This window comes from Kitasatospora sp. NPDC040550, from assembly GCF_055594965.1.
The window spans coordinates 73609-87049 of sequence record NZ_JBVIWC010000014.1 but is presented as its reverse complement, the minus strand read 5'-3'; the positions used below and the strand labels follow the sequence as shown (position 1 = coordinate 87049).

12 protein-coding genes are annotated in these 13441 nt (G+C 73.5%); 8 read left to right on the top strand and 4 right to left on the bottom strand.

Annotated features, from left to right (window positions below):
• Positions 1-42: 42 nt before the first annotated feature.
• Both ACZ58X_RS21525 and ACZ58X_RS21520 read left to right on the top strand, forming a co-directional pair.
• Positions 43-2877: an alpha/beta fold hydrolase gene (locus ACZ58X_RS21525; protein ID WP_470335213.1), complete on the top strand. Its 2835-nt coding sequence runs from the start codon at positions 43-45 to the stop codon at positions 2875-2877.
• Complete coding sequence (locus tag ACZ58X_RS21520) at positions 2874-3764, top strand: ABC transporter permease (protein WP_470335212.1); 891 nt, start codon at positions 2874-2876, stop codon at positions 3762-3764. Before ACZ58X_RS21525 ends, ACZ58X_RS21520 begins: the two co-directional genes overlap by 4 nt.
• A gap of 43 nt (positions 3765-3807) precedes the next feature.
• On the opposite strand, the gene ACZ58X_RS21515 is transcribed toward ACZ58X_RS21520, so the two are convergent.
• Together ACZ58X_RS21515 and ACZ58X_RS21510 are read right to left on the bottom strand one after the other, a co-directional pair.
• Positions 3808-4419 carry a TetR family transcriptional regulator gene (locus tag ACZ58X_RS21515; protein WP_470335211.1) on the bottom strand — a complete coding sequence of 204 codons (612 nt, stop codon included), beginning with the start codon at positions 4417-4419 and terminating at the stop codon, positions 3808-3810.
• Between the two features lie 121 nt (positions 4420-4540).
• A complete protein-coding gene (locus tag ACZ58X_RS21510) occupies positions 4541-5845 on the bottom strand; it encodes an MFS transporter (protein ID WP_470335210.1) in 1305 nt (434 codons plus the stop codon).
• A gap of 153 nt (positions 5846-5998) precedes the next feature.
• On the opposite strand from ACZ58X_RS21510, the gene ACZ58X_RS21505 reads away from it, so the two are divergent.
• From ACZ58X_RS21505 to ACZ58X_RS21495, 3 genes are all read left to right on the top strand, one after another.
• On the top strand, positions 5999-6385 hold the full coding sequence (locus ACZ58X_RS21505; RefSeq protein WP_470335209.1) for an ArsR/SmtB family transcription factor: 387 nt from the start codon (positions 5999-6001) through the stop codon (positions 6383-6385).
• A 99-nt stretch (positions 6386-6484) separates the two neighbouring features.
• Positions 6485-7063 carry a dienelactone hydrolase family protein gene (locus tag ACZ58X_RS21500; RefSeq protein WP_470335208.1) on the top strand — a complete coding sequence of 193 codons (579 nt, stop codon included), beginning with the start codon at positions 6485-6487 and terminating at the stop codon, positions 7061-7063.
• A 130-nt stretch (positions 7064-7193) separates the two neighbouring features.
• Entirely contained in the window at positions 7194-7955 is a 762-nt protein-coding gene (locus ACZ58X_RS21495) for an HAD hydrolase family protein (protein ID WP_470335207.1), read from the top strand.
• Between the two features lie 41 nt (positions 7956-7996).
• On the opposite strand, the gene ACZ58X_RS21490 is transcribed toward ACZ58X_RS21495, so the two are convergent.
• Complete coding sequence (locus ACZ58X_RS21490; protein WP_470335206.1) at positions 7997-8443, bottom strand: Lrp/AsnC family transcriptional regulator; 447 nt, start codon at positions 8441-8443, stop codon at positions 7997-7999.
• A 93-nt stretch (positions 8444-8536) separates the two neighbouring features.
• Between ACZ58X_RS21490 and ACZ58X_RS21485 the strand changes: the two genes are divergently transcribed.
• Positions 8537-9352, top strand: coding sequence for an LLM class flavin-dependent oxidoreductase (locus ACZ58X_RS21485; RefSeq protein ID WP_470335205.1), 816 nt, complete (start codon positions 8537-8539; stop codon positions 9350-9352).
• Positions 9349-9786 (top strand): nucleoside deaminase, encoded by a 438-nt coding sequence (locus ACZ58X_RS21480; protein ID WP_470335204.1) that lies wholly within the window; start codon positions 9349-9351, stop codon positions 9784-9786. Before ACZ58X_RS21485 ends, ACZ58X_RS21480 begins: the two co-directional genes overlap by 4 nt.
• Positions 9787-9890: 104 nt before the next feature.
• On the opposite strand, the gene ACZ58X_RS21475 is transcribed toward ACZ58X_RS21480, so the two are convergent.
• Positions 9891-12002 carry a transglycosylase domain-containing protein gene (locus tag ACZ58X_RS21475; protein ID WP_470335203.1) on the bottom strand — a complete coding sequence of 704 codons (2112 nt, stop codon included), beginning with the start codon at positions 12000-12002 and terminating at the stop codon, positions 9891-9893.
• Positions 12003-12472: 470 nt separating this feature from the next.
• Here ACZ58X_RS21475 and ACZ58X_RS21470 point away from each other — a divergent pair, with 470 nt between their 5' ends.
• Positions 12473-13321 carry a hypothetical protein gene (locus ACZ58X_RS21470; RefSeq protein ID WP_470335202.1) on the top strand — a complete coding sequence of 283 codons (849 nt, stop codon included), beginning with the start codon at positions 12473-12475 and terminating at the stop codon, positions 13319-13321.
• Positions 13322-13441 lie beyond the last annotated feature (120 nt).

The following is a 13441-nucleotide window of genomic DNA, read 5'->3' as shown; positions in this document are numbered from 1 at the left end:
TTTATCGGACGCCTACCCCGGCGGCGGATACGATCAGCCCCCATGGAGCTCGGTGGGGCATGGCGTCGATGGCGCGGACGGGGAACGTCGGTGCGGCGCAAGCTGCTCGCCGGGGCGGTGGCCCTGGTGGCGGTCGCCGGGGTGGGCACGGTGGCGGTGGCGTCCGGCGGCGAGCAGTCGGTCCGGCAAGAGGATCGTTTCCTCAGCATGCCGGAGACGCCCGGCAGCACCCAGCAGGTCCAGTTGGACACCTCCTTCTTCACCACCGGCACCGCCCCGCGCCCCGCCGTCCTGCTCGCGCACGGCTTCGGCGGCTCCAAGGAGGGCGAACGGGACCGCGCCGAGCAGCTGGCCCGGCAGGGCTACGCCGTGCTGACCTGGTCCGCGCGCGGCTTCGGGCACTCCGGCGGGAAGATCGGACTGAACGCGCCCGACCGGGAGGTCGAGGACGTCAAGCACCTGGTGGACTGGCTCGCCCAGCGGCCCGAGGTGCAGCTGGACGGGCCCGGCGACCCCCGGGTCGGGATCACCGGGGCCTCGTACGGCGGGGCGATCTCGCTGCTGGCCTCGGCCTACGACCACCGGATCGACGCGGTGGCCACCCAGATCACCTGGTGGAACCTGGCCGACGCGCTGTTCCCCCAGGGGGTGCAGGGCTCGGGCGCGGCGGACGGCGTGTTCAAGAAGCTGTGGGCCGGGATCTTCTTCACCACCGGCTCGGCAGGGGACCTCGGGCCCTCGGGCGGTGCGCCGCGCAGTGGGGCCACCGCCGGGAGCGGGAGCGGGGACGGGACCGGGCCGGGTGCCGCCCCGACCGACGGGCAGGTCGGCTGCGGGCGGTTCCTGGACTCGCTCTGCCAGATGTACGACCGGGTGGCGACCGCCGGGCACGCCGACCCGGAGGCCGTCGCGCTGCTGGACCGGTCCAGCCCGTCCTCGGTGGCGGCGCAGCTCAAGGCCCCCACCCTGGTGGTGCAGGGGCAGCAGGACTCGCTGTTCCCGCTCGACCAGGGCGACCGGATCGCCCGGGCGGTCGCGGCCAACGGCGCGCCCGTCTCGGTGGACTGGTTCGCGGGCGGGCACGACGGCGGGACGGACACCAGCGCCCGGGTGGACGACCGGGTCACCGCCTGGTTCGACCACTACGTGAAGAACCGCGGCAACGACACCGGGCCGCAGTTCCGGGTGACCCGGACCGGCGGGGTCGACTCGACCGGCTTCCAGGCCGTGCTGCGCGGCGCCGACGCCGACCGCTACCCGGGGCTCGGCGGGACGGGCACCCGGTCCGTCGAGCTGACCGGCGGGGAGAAGCCCGTCGCCAACCCGCCCGGCGGGGCGCCGCCGGGGATCTCGACGCTGCCGGGGATCGGCGCGCTGAGCCAGGCGGCCTCGCTCGGGGCCGGTCTCTCGCTGGACTTCCCCGGACAGAACGCCGCCTTCGAATCCGCGCCGCTGGAGAAGTCGCTGCACCTGACCGGGCAGCCGACCGTGCCGGTGCGGGTGAAGGCCGACCGGCCGGACGCGGTGCTGTTCGCCAAGCTGTACGACGTCGGGCCGGACGGCAAGGCGGTGCTGCCGCAGCAGTTGGCGGCCCCGCTGCGGGTGACCGGCGCGGACGCGGACGGCGGGAGGACGGTGACCGTTCAGCTGCCCGCGGTGGACCACGACTTCCCGGCCGGGCACCGGCTGCGGCTGGTGCTGGCGTCCACCGACCTGGCGTACGCCTCGCCGGCCGAACCGGCCACCTACCGGGTCGCGGTGGCCGGGGCGCTCGCCGCGCCGACCGTCGAGGAGCTGGTCACCGAGGCGGCGCCGCTGCCCGCGCGGACCTGGATGCTGCCGGTGGTCGCCGTGGTGGTGGCCGCCGGGCTGGTGCTGGTGCCGTTGGCGCGGCGGCGGCGTCGGGTGGCCGGCGGGTCGTCGGGGCGGTCGGGGCCGGAGTTCGATCCGGAGCTGGCCGGGGTGCCGCTGCGCATCAGCGGGCTGAGCAAGCGCTACAAGGGCTCCCAGGACCGTTACGCGGTGCGGGAGTTGGGCTTCCGGGTGGAGCAGGGCCAGGTGCTCGGCCTGCTCGGTCCGAACGGAGCGGGCAAGACCACCACGCTGCGGATGCTGATGGGACTGATCCGGCCCGACGCCGGGGAGATCCGGGTCTTCGGGCACCTGATCCGCCCCGGGGCGCCGGTGCTCTCGCGGGTCGGCGCCTTCGTGGAGGGCGCGGGCTTCCTGCCGCACCTCACCGGGCGGGCCAACCTGCGGCTGTACTGGCAGGCCACCGGGCGCCCGGAGGCCGACGCCCGCTTCGACGAGGCGCTGGCGATCGCCGGGCTCGGCGAGGCGTTGGACCGCGCGGTGCGGACGTACTCCCAGGGCATGCGCCAGCGGCTCGCCATCGCGCAGGCGATGCTCGGGATGCCGGACCTGCTGATCCTGGACGAGCCGACCAACGGGCTGGACCCGCCGCAGATCCGCGAGATGCGCGAGGTGATGATCCGGTACGCGGCCGCCGGCCGGACCGTCATCGTGTCCAGCCACCTGCTGGCCGAGGTCGAGCAGAGCTGCACCGACCTGGTGGTGATGGACCGCGGGCGGCTGGTCACGGCCGGGCCGGTCGGCGAGATCGTCGGCGCCGGCGAGCTGCTGATGATCGGTGTGGCCGCGGGCTTCGACCCGGAGTCGGTGGCCGAGAAGGTCGGTGCGCTGGCCGGGGTCGGCTCGGCGGAGGCCGCCGAGGGCGGGCTGCTGGTCCGGCTGGACGGGCTCGCGGCGAGCGAGCTGCTGGCGGAGCTGGTGCGGCTGGGGGTGCCGGTGGAGAGCGCCGGACCGCAGCGGCGCCTGGAGGACGCGTTCCTGTCGTTGATCGGAGGTGCGGCGTGAGCGCCGGTACTACGGATCGGGTCCCGTCCGGGGGCGCTGCCGCCCCGACGGACCACGCGCGGGGGTACCGGGCGAGCCGGACCCTGCCGCTGCGGGTCGAGGCGATGCGGCAGCTGCGCCGGCGCCGCACGATGGTGATCGGCGGGGTGCTGGCGGCGATGCCGTTCGTCATCCTGGCGGCGTTCCAGATCGGCGGCACCCCCGGGCGCCCCGACCGGACCACCTTCATCGACCTGGCCACCGCCTCGGGCGCCAACTTCGCCGTCACCATGCTGTTCGTCGGCACCGGCTTCATGCTGGTGATCCCCGTCGCGCTGTTCTGCGGGGACACCGTGGCCTCCGAGGCCAGCTGGTCCTCGCTGCGCTACCTGCTGGCCGCGCCGGTGCCGCGGGCGCGGCTGCTGGTGCGCAAGTTCGCCGTCGGGCTGGCGTTCTCGGCGGTCGCGATCGTCATGCTGCCCGCGATCGGCCTGGTCGTGGGCACGGTGGCGTACGGGTGGGGGGACCTCAAGCTGCCCGCCGGGGCCAGCCTGCCGGCCGGGGAGGCGCTGCCCCGGATCGCGATCGCGGTGGCGTTCGTGTTCCTGAGCGAGCTGGTGATCGCGGCGCTGGCGTTCTGGCTGTCGACGGCGACGGACGCGCCGCTGGGGGCGGTCGGCGGGGCGGTGTTCCTGTCGATCATCACCGGGGTGCTGGACGCCGTCACGGCCCTGGGCGACCTGCGGGAGTGGCTGCCGGCGCACTGGCAGTACGCCTGGGCGGACGCCCTGCAGCCGCAGTTGGAGTGGGGCGGCATGGTGCAGGGGGTGTCGTTGTCGCTGTCGTACGCGGTGGTGCTGTTGGCGTTGGCGTTCCGGGGATTCGCCCGCAAGGACGTGGTGTCGTAGCGGGGTTCGGCCGGCGGGCGTTCGGTTCGGCGGGGCGTCGGGATCAGGGGAGGGCGGGGGACGGGGCGCCGGACAGGGCGTCGAAGAGGAGGCGCCACAGGGGGTCCCCGCCGGGGGTGCGGGCGCCGGGCGCGTCCCCTTCGGCGCCCCCTGGACGGGTGTTCAGCAGTCCGCGGATCACGGTCAGCAGCAACTCGGCCACCAGGGAAGCGCAGTGGGTGGGGAAGCCGCTGTCCCGCTGGGCCCGGCGGACCAGGTCGGTCAGCGAGACGTGCATCTCGGCGAGGACGTCGTCGGGGGAGTTCGCCAGGTCGGGGCAGTCTGCGGCGAGCCGGAGCGCGGCGCGCAGCCGGAGGTCGGAGCGCAGCCGGTCGGCGAGGGCGACCATGATGCCTTCGAGGGCCCCGGCGGGGTCGGCGTCCGGGGTGTCGTACTCGGTCCGGAGGCTGGTCCAGGTGGTCCGGGACTCCTGGATCAGGGCCCGGGCCAGTGACGCCTTCGAGGGGAAGTGGCCGTAGAGCGCGCCCTTGGTCATGCCGATGCGGTCGGCCACGGTGTTCAGCGTGGTGCTCTCGTAGCCCTGGGCGGCGAAGATCTCGGCCGCCGCCGTCAGGACCTTCTCCCGTGTGCGGCGCGCCCGTTCCTGCTGTGCCATGCCACTGCCCTCCCTCGTCGCGACAGCCCATACATACCATCGGGATGGAATGTTGTTGCAAAGCTTCCGTCCGCGGGAGGGGGCTTGCGGGAGGGGGCTCGCGGGAGTGCCTCCCGGACCGTCAGGCCGGGTCGGTCACCCCGCGTCCGGTGGCGAGGACCACCAGGCCGCCGAGGACGGCCAGGCCCAGCAGGACGGTGCCGAAGACCGTGGCGCCGGCGGTCAGGCCCACCGCGTCGCTGAGGAAGCCGGCCGAGACGGGCAGGAGGCCGGCCGGGAGGTAACCGCCCACGTTGAGCGCGGCGTTGGCCTCGGCGAGGCGCTGCGCCGGAACCCCGGAGTTCAGCAGCGACAGACCGCCGAGCTGGCCCATGCCCTGCCCGGCGCCGGCCAGCAGCGCGGCCAGGACCAGCGCCGCCGGGCTCCCGGTGTGCACGGCGGTGACCAGGGCGGCCATGCTCAGCGCGGTCGCCGCCGCACCGGCCGTCAGGATGCCGCGGCGGCGCAGCCGTTGGACGGCGAACTGCACCCCGGTCGCGGAGAGGAACATCACGAAGGCCATCGCCCCGGCGACGATCCGGTTGGTGCTGCCGAGCAGGCCGGACAGCAGCGAGGGGCCGAGCGACAGCACGAACGAGGTCGCGGTGATGCCCGGCGCGAACACCGCGATGCCGAGGGCGAGTCGGCGGCCGGTGCCGCGCGGGACCCCGGGCACCCGGACCCAGGGGCCCCGGCCGCGGGACTCCGGGCGGGACTCCGGGCGGGACTCCGGCATCCGCAGCACGACCAGCACCGCGGCGGCCAGCAGCCCGGCCACGACCGCGAAGACGGTGCCGGTGGGCGCGGGCGCCAGCTCGGAGAGCAGGCCGGCGAGCAGCGGGCCGAGTCCGGCGCCGAAGACCATCGCGCAGGAGGCGAGCAGGGCGGCGGTCCGCCTGCGCTCCGGCCCGGCGACGTCGGTCACCGCGGCCATCCCGGCCGAGACGACGGCGCCGACCGCGATACCGGTGAACAGCCGCGCCACGATCAGCGCGGCGACGCTGGTGGCGGTGCCGAAGACCAGGCAGGCGGCGAGGGCGAGCGCCAGGGCCGGCAGCAGGACGGGCTTGCGGCCGACCCGGTCGGAGAGCACGCCGGAGACCAGCAGCGAGCCGATCAGGCCGACGATGTAGCACGCGAACACCACGGTGAGGGTGCCCTTGGAGAAGCCGATGTCGTGCTGCCACAGCACGTACAGCGGGGTGGCGGCGTTGGACAGGACGAAGACGGCGGTGACCGGCCAGGCGGCGAGCCAGATCCACCAGCGGGGGGCGGGTGGGTTCGGGGCGGTGGCGGTGGCGGTGGCGGTGGCGGTGGCGGTGGCGGTGGTGGCGGCGGTGGTGGTGGCGGTCGGGGCGGGGGTTGGGGTGGTCCTGGTTGCGGGCATGACGGGTCCCTCCCGAGGCGGGCTGCGGGGCTCCGCAGCTGTACGAGTCGAGTCGAACTTAGCATCCAGTACGATTGGAGTCGTACTGGAAATCCGGGATCGCCCCACGGGCCGTCGAGCCTGCGGAGGCGAGCAGTTGAGGAGTTGAGGACCGTGCCGACGCCCACGAGCGCCGCTGCCGCCGCACCCGCCGTCAAGGTGCTCCCCGAGCCGTCCGGCCTGCCCGAGCCGCTGCCCGAGCCGGGCCGCGACGAGCTGCGGCTGGAGACCGTGCTGGGCGCGCTCAGCGACCCGCTGCGGCTGACGATCGTGCGCAAGCTCCTGCTGGAGTCCGAGGACTACGACCACTCCTGCGGCTGGTTCGGCCTCGACCGGCCCAAGTCCTCGCTCACCCACCACTTCAAGGCGCTGCGCGAGGCGGGGATCACCCGCCAGCGCCAGTACGGGCTGGAGCGCCGCAGCCACGTGCGGATCGAGGACCTCGACGCCCGCTTCCCGGGGCTGCTCGCGCTGGTGGCGGCCTGGAGCCCGCAGGGCTGACGGGCGCTGCGGGGCGGCGGGCTCGCGGTGGGGGGTTCGCGGCCGGGTGCGGGATCATGGGTGGGTATCCCTGAACTCGCTCGTCGAAGGACCCGAACCGTGGCCCAGATCGTCCTCTTCCACTCCGCCCACGGCCTGAGCCCGGCCGTACGGGCCGCCGCCGACCGGCTGCGCGCCGCCGGGCACACCGTGCACACGCCGGACCTGTTCGAAGGGCGCACCTTCGACGACAACGAGGCCTCCCAGGCGTACCAGGAGGAGATCGGCGGCGGCGACGAGCTGCTCCGGCGCGCCGTCGTCGCCTCCGCCCCGCTCTCCGAGGGCGGGCTGGTGTACGCCGGGATCTCGCTCGGTGGCGCGGTCGCGCAGAACCTGGCGCTGGCGGACGAGAAGGCGCGCGGGCTGCTGCTCCTGCACGGCACCTCGGACCTGCGCGAGGACGCGGTGACCTCGGTCCCCGTCCAGCTGCACATGGCGGAGCCGGACCCGTTCGAGCCGGAGGACTGGCTGAACGCCTGGTACCTGCGGATGCTGCGGGCGGGCGCGGAGGTCGAGGTGCACCGCTACCAGGGCGCCGGGCACCAGTTCACCGACCAGGACCTGGACGACTACGACGCGGAGGCCGCCGAGCGCGCCTGGGCGGCGGCGCTGGACTTCCTGGCGGACCTGGAGGCGTAGCGCCGGTCGCCGCCCGGCCGCGGGGGCCGGCGGCCGTCCTGGCCGGGCGGGTGTGGTTCGGCGGGTGTGGTCCGGCGGTGTGGTCCGGCGGCGGTGTGGGCACGATCCGTCCGGTGGATATCATCCGGGAATGGCTGAACTTCGCTCCCGCACGGTGGTTTTCGACATAGACGGCACGCTCTGCTTCGACGGGCGGACGATCGACCGGCGCATCCTGGCCGCGCTCGGGGAATGCGAGCGGGCCGGGTTCCGGCTGGTGTTCGCCTCGGCGCGGCCGGTGCGGGACCTGCTGCCGGTGCTCGGCGGGGCGTTCCCCGGTGCGGTGCTGATCGGCGGGAACGGCAGCCTGGTGTCCGTCGACGGGCGGGTGGAGGCCCGGGCCGCGTTCCGGGCCGCCGGGTTCGGGGCGCTGATGGAGGCGGTCGGGCGGCACGGGGCGACGTACCTCGCGGACGGGCCCTGGGACTACGCCTACACCGGACCGGCGGACCACCCGATCCGCGGTCGGGTCGACCAGGGCGGGCTGGCCCGGCGGGTCGAGCTGGCCGAACTGCCCGAGGTGGTCAAGTTCCTGGTCGTCGGCGGCGCCGACCCGGCCGGGCTGGCCGAGCTCGGCCGGGGGCTCGGACTGACCGTCAACCACCACCTGGACGAGGCGATCATCGACTTCGCGCCGGGGGCGACGAACAAGTGGGAGGCGCTGCGGTCGCTGGGGATCGCGGAGTACGTCGCCTTCGGCAACGACATCAACGACCTGGACCTGCTGCGGAACGCGGAGCGGTCGGTACGGGTCGGTGCGCACACCGGGCTGGACGGGGTCGCGCAGGTGACGGTCCCCGCCGAGCCGGCGGCGGTGGCGGCGGAGATCGGCCGGGTGGCGGTGGGCGGCTGACCGTCCGCCGCGTGGTTGCGGGTGCGGCCGGGCGGGCGCGGTCAGGGGCGGGTCGGGCCGCGGCGGGGGAGGGTCTGGCTGTAGACGACGCTGGTCGTGGTGGAGCCGAAGCCGGCCAGCGAGTCGATCAGGGTCTCCAGGTGTTCCATGGAGGTCGCGGCCACCTTGAGGGTGTAGCAGTCGTCGCCGGTGGTGCGCAGGCACTCCAGGATCTCGCGGCGCACCGAGAGCAGGTGGTGCAGCGGCTGGTGGCGGTTGCCCGGGTACTTGAGGCGGACCACGGCGAGCACCGGGTAGCCGACCTTGGAGAGGTCGACGGCGGCGTGGTAGCCGGTGATCACGCCCAGCGACTCCAGGTTCCGCACCCGCTCGGTGGTGGCGGACGGGCTGAGGTTGACCCGGCGGCCCAGCTCGCTGAGCGAGATCCGGGCCTCCTGCTGGAGCTGGTCGATGATCGCCCAGTCGGTTTCGTCGAGGTTCACGGCCATTCCGCGATTTTACCGGGGGATCCACGGCCGGGGGCCGGTTCTGCCGTGATCATTGGGTTCCCTGCCGGATCCGGCCGGGAATAGCCTCATGGCATGCAACTAGGCGTCAACGTACCGAACTTCGGACCGGGGACCGACCCCGGCATGCTGCGCGACTGGGCTCGGGTGGTGGAGGGGCTCGGGTTCGACCTGCTGATGGTGTCGGACCACGTCGCCGTGACGGCGGACGTGGCCGAACGCTACCCGGAGCCCTTCTACGACCCCTTCGCCACGCTGTCCTGGCTGGCGGGGGTGAGCGACGGGCGGATGCGGCTGGGCACCACCGTCCTGGTGCTGCCGTACCGGCACCCGCTGCTGGTGGCCCGGATGGCCGCCAGCCTGCACCGGCTCAGCGGCGGGTGCTTCGTGCTCGGCGTCGGAGTCGGCTGGTCGCGGCAGGAGTTCGAGGCGCTCGGGGTGCCGTTCGGGGCCCGAGGGCGGCTCACGGACGAGTACCTGCGGGTGGTGCGGGAATCCTGGGCGGAGCAGGGGGAGGGCGCCGCCGCCCCGGTCTGGGTCGGCGGGCACAGCGAGGCCGCGATCCGACGGGTGGTCGAGTTCGGCGACGCCTGGCACCCGCTGCGGCTGCCACTGGCCCTGATGCGATCGGTGGTGACCCGCCACGAGCTGCCGGGCTTCGCCCCGCGGATCGCGCTGCGGCTGACCGACGGGCCGCTCGACGCCCCGGACCGGCCCGCCGGGGTCGGCAGCCTGGCGCAGGTCGTCGACGACCTGCGGGAACTGCGCCGACTCGGCGCGGAGGCCGTGGTGCTGGATCCGTACCATGCGGACCCGGAGGAGACCCGCCGCCCCGAGACGGCGTGGCGCGCCCTGACGGCCGTGGCCGAGGAATGGAGGAGGACGGCGTGATCACGACTGCCGACGAGGCGCTGCTGCGGCGCGCGATCGGAATCGCGGCCCGGGCCGTGGAGTTGGGCGACGCCCCGTACGGCTCGCTGCTGGCCGGGCCGGACGGGACGGTGCTCGCCGAGGCGCACAACACCGTCCGACGGGACGACGACATCACGGCGCACCCGGAGTTGAAGCTCGCCCGGTGGGCGGCCCGGGCCCTGGACGAGGAGGCGGCCGCCCGCACCACCCTGTACACCAGCTGCCAGCCCTGCGGGATGTGCGCGGGGGCGCTGGTCAGGTCGGGGATCGGGCGGGTCGTGTACGCGCTCACGACCGAGCAGTTGGTTGAGCTCAATCCGGCGTCGGGGGCCTGGCCGGTGGTGGCGCAGGAGGGGCCGGCGCTGTTCGAGGAGGCGCGGGTGCCGATCGAGGTGTACTACCGGGGGGACTGAGCACGGGACTGGGAACGGGGCGGGGCGGGTTGCGGTTCCGAGGGGCCGTCGGGGGCGGCCCCTCGGGGGGTGAGGGGCCGCCGGGGTGGGGGCGCGGTGATTGGTCAGTTGTCGTCGGACGGGGAGCCGGTCCGGGAGCCGGACGCGGGGCCGGACGGCGGGGTCGTGCCCGTCCCGCTGCTGCTCGGGTCGGGCTTCGGCGGGGCCGGGTCGGGGATGTCGGCCATCGGGAGGGACTGCTTGGGCGTGCCGCGCAGGGCGTCGCTCATGGCGTCCCGCCAGATCGGGCCCGGGCCGTCGGCGCCGAACACCTCGGTGTGGTACTCGCCGTTGATGGTGATGTTGCGCATCTCGACGCCGCCGGCCGGGCCGCCCAGCCAGACCGCGGTGGCCAGCTGCGGGGTGTAACCGTTGAACCAGGCGGCCTTCTTGTGGTCCGAGGTGCCGGTCTTGCCCGCGATCTGGCGGCCGTCCTTCAAGTTGAGCGCGGCGCCGGTGCCCTTGTTCTCGGTCACCCCGTTCAGGACGGTGTTCATCGCCCGGGCCGTCGAGTCGGAGAAGACCTTCTCGCAGTGTCCGGGCGGGGAGGGGACGTCCTTGCCCTCCACCGTGGTGATCCTGGTGATGGCGACCGGGTCGCAGTGGGTGCCCTGGGCGGCGAAGGTCGCGTAGACGTTCGCCATGGTCAGCGGGCTCATCTCCTCGACGCCCAGCGCCATCGCCGGGACCTCCTCCAGCGGCTTGCCGCTGGCCTTGGTGGTGATGCCGAACTTGTTGGCCATCTGCTTGACCGCGCAGAGGCCGATGTCCTGCTCCATCTGCACGAAGTAGGTGTTGACCGAGAGGGCCATCGCCATCTTGAGCTGGTACGGGCCCTTCTCGCCGGCGGACTCGTTGGGCACCACCGTCTTGGGGCGGCCGTCGTTGCGCCACGTCCCCTCGCAGGTCTTCATGGTCGGGTACTCGAGCTTGTTCGGCGCCGAGTACTCCTGGGTCGCCGGCAGGCCCGCCTCCAGGGCCGCGGCCGCGACGATCGGCTTGAACGTGGAGCCGGGCTGGAAGCCGTTGCCGCCGCCCATCGCGAGGTCGACGTTGAGGTTGACGACGGTCTGGTTCTTCTCGGTCAGCAGGCCGTACGGGCGGGTCTGGGCCATCGCGACGATCTTGCCCGTCCCGGGCTCGATCATGGTGGCGGCGGCGGAGACGGTGTCGGTGACCTTCACGTTGTCGCTCACCGCGTTCTGGGCGGCGGCCTGCTTGTCCGGGTCCAGCGTGGTGTAGATGTTCAGGCCGCCCTTGTCCCAGAACTTCTTCCGCTCCTCGGCGGTCTTGCCGAAGGCCGGGTCCTGCTTGACCACGTGGCGCACGTAGTCGCAGAAGAAGCCCATGCCGGCCTTGGCGGTGATGCAGCCGTTCTGCGGGTCCTTGTACTTGAGGCCGAGCGGGGCCGCCTTCGCCTCCTTCGCCTGGTCGGCGGTGATGTGCTTGTTCTCCAGCATCTTGTCGATGACGGTGTCCCGGCGCTTCTGTGCGGCCACCGGGTGGAGCTTCGGGTCGTACTGGGAGGGGTTCTGCACCAGGCCGGCGAGGGTGGCGGCCTCGGCTATGGTCAGGTCCTTGTTGCTCTTGCTGAAATAGCGCTGGGAGGCGGCCTCCACGCCGTAGGCGCCGTTCCCGTAGAAGGTGATGTTGAGGTAGTTGGTGAGGATCTGGTCCTTCGGCAGCTCCTCGTCCAGCTTGATCGCGATCTTGAGTTCCTGGATCTTGCGGCCCAGGGTCTTGCGCTGCGCCTCCTTGACGGCGTCCTTGTCGTCGCCGGCGTTCTCCACGTTGACGTTCTTCACGTACTGCTGGGTCAGTGTGGAGGCGCCCTCGGCGGCGGTGCCCTTCTCCGCGTTCTTGCCGAGCGCGCGCAGGACGCCCTTGAGGTCGACCGCGCCGTGCTCGTAGAAGCGGGCGTCCTCGATGTCCACCTGGGCGTGCCGCATGTACGGCGACATCTGGTCGGCGGTGAGGACGGTGCGGTCGCGCTCGTAGACCTTGGCGATCAGGCCGCCCTTGGCGTCGAAGACCTGGGTGGCCTGGGTGAGCGGCGGGGTCTTGAAGTCGTCGGAGATGTCGTCGAAGCCTTCCGCGGTGCTCTTGGCGGTCAGCCCGACGCCCCCGGCGACCGGCAGCACCAGGCCCGCCAGCAGCACGCCGGACACGACGCTCACACCCACGAAGGTCGCACCGAGACGGGCCAGCCGGAGCGGCGACCTGCGGGCCGGCCTGGTACCGGCGGTATCGGCACGGTCGGCGGAATTTCGCATCGGCGGGAGTTTCGATTCCATTCCGGAATGCTAACCGTCGGTCCTCGCTGGGCGAACGACTTTTCGGCCGGGACTGTCACGGCCTTGCAACAGATGGGACTTGGGGCCTTGAGAAGGAGAATCGCATACGAACTCAATGAATGCGGGGTAATTCTTTGCTGCGTACTCGAATCAATGCGCCCGGCGGGCGCGACCTTTCCCTCCCCGTGACCCCTCCCACCACACTGATGCGGTGGGAGGGGCGAAACGTTGCGCCCGCTCCGGTGGGAAGCCGTCCCCGTGTCCGTTCCAACGGGTGCCGGCGGCCGGGCCGTTCACGGCGGCCCCGGACGGGCGGGGCGCGGTTCCGGCCAGGGCTGCGGGACGATGGGTTCGTGGCAGAGCGGAGATACGAGTACGCACCGGCGGGGACGCTGCCGGGGTTGTTGCAGCGCGGCCGGGGCCTGGGGGCGCGGATGGCGGCGGAGGACCCGGCCGCCGCCGCCGAGCTGGTGTACGGCTGCGTCCGCTGGGAGTGGCGCTGGGACCGGCAGGTCGACGACCGGCACCTGTACCTGGCGCGGCTGATCCGGGACCTGGAGCTGCCGCTCGGCCCGGTGGTCGACCTGCTGGCCGCCGAGGACGAGGGAACCCGGGACCGGGCGACCGGCGTGCTGGAGCTGCTGGTCCTCGGGGGCTCCGAGCAGGCCCGGGCGGCGCTGCCGGAGTACGTCCCGGCCGAGGAGGGCCCGGCTCCCCGGCGTGGGCGGCGGGCGCCGGACCCCTGCCCGGCCCGGGAGCGGCCCGCCGGGTTGGGGACGTCGGTGCCGGCCGCCCGCGGTGACGAGAGCGACGTGCCGCTGCTGCTCGCCGAGCTGGAGCGGCACTGGGTGGACGGGGTCTGGTGCGGACCGGACGACCTGGCGCGCGGGCTGGCGCGGTTCGGGCCGAGGGCGGGCGGCGCGGTGTCGCTGCTGCGGCGGTTCTGGCTGTACACCCCGCACTCGTACGAGCGGGCCGCGTACCTGGAGGCCCTGGCGGCGCTGGGGTCGGCCGGGATGGACCAGGCCTTCACCGAGTCGCTCTGGGACTGCGAGTCCGGTGCCCGGCTGTCGGGGGTCGAACACGCTCCGGAAGGGCCCGAGGTGGGAGCCCGGCTGCGCTGTCTGCGCGATGATCCGATGGAGGAGAGGGGGGTCCGGGAAGCAGCGGGGCGACGTCTCGCGCAGGGCTGGGCGGGCTAGAGTGGACGCGTGAACGCGTGAGTGACGGTCCGGACCCCGAGAGGCGTTCGGGCCACCTCCATTTCCAGGGCTTTCTCCCCCTGTGACCTGCGCGTTCGCCGGCCCGCCAGATCAGCACCA

What these genes read in the sequence shown, in the direction of transcription:
- ACZ58X_RS21525 (WP_470335213.1), top strand. Translation starts at nt 43, where the DNA reads ATGGAGCTCGGTGGGGCATGGCGTCGATGGCGCGGACGGGGAACGTCG.
- ACZ58X_RS21515 (WP_470335211.1), bottom strand. Translation starts at nt 4,419, where the DNA reads ATGGCACAGCAGGAACGGGCGCGCCGCACACGGGAGAAGGTCCTGACG.
- ACZ58X_RS21510 (WP_470335210.1), bottom strand. Translation starts at nt 5,845, where the DNA reads ATGCCCGCAACCAGGACCACCCCAACCCCCGCCCCGACCGCCACCACC.
- ACZ58X_RS21495 (WP_470335207.1), top strand. Translation starts at nt 7,194, where the DNA reads ATGGCTGAACTTCGCTCCCGCACGGTGGTTTTCGACATAGACGGCACG.
- ACZ58X_RS21490 (WP_470335206.1), bottom strand. Translation starts at nt 8,443, where the DNA reads ATGGCCGTGAACCTCGACGAAACCGACTGGGCGATCATCGACCAGCTC.
- ACZ58X_RS21485 (WP_470335205.1), top strand. Translation starts at nt 8,537, where the DNA reads ATGCAACTAGGCGTCAACGTACCGAACTTCGGACCGGGGACCGACCCC.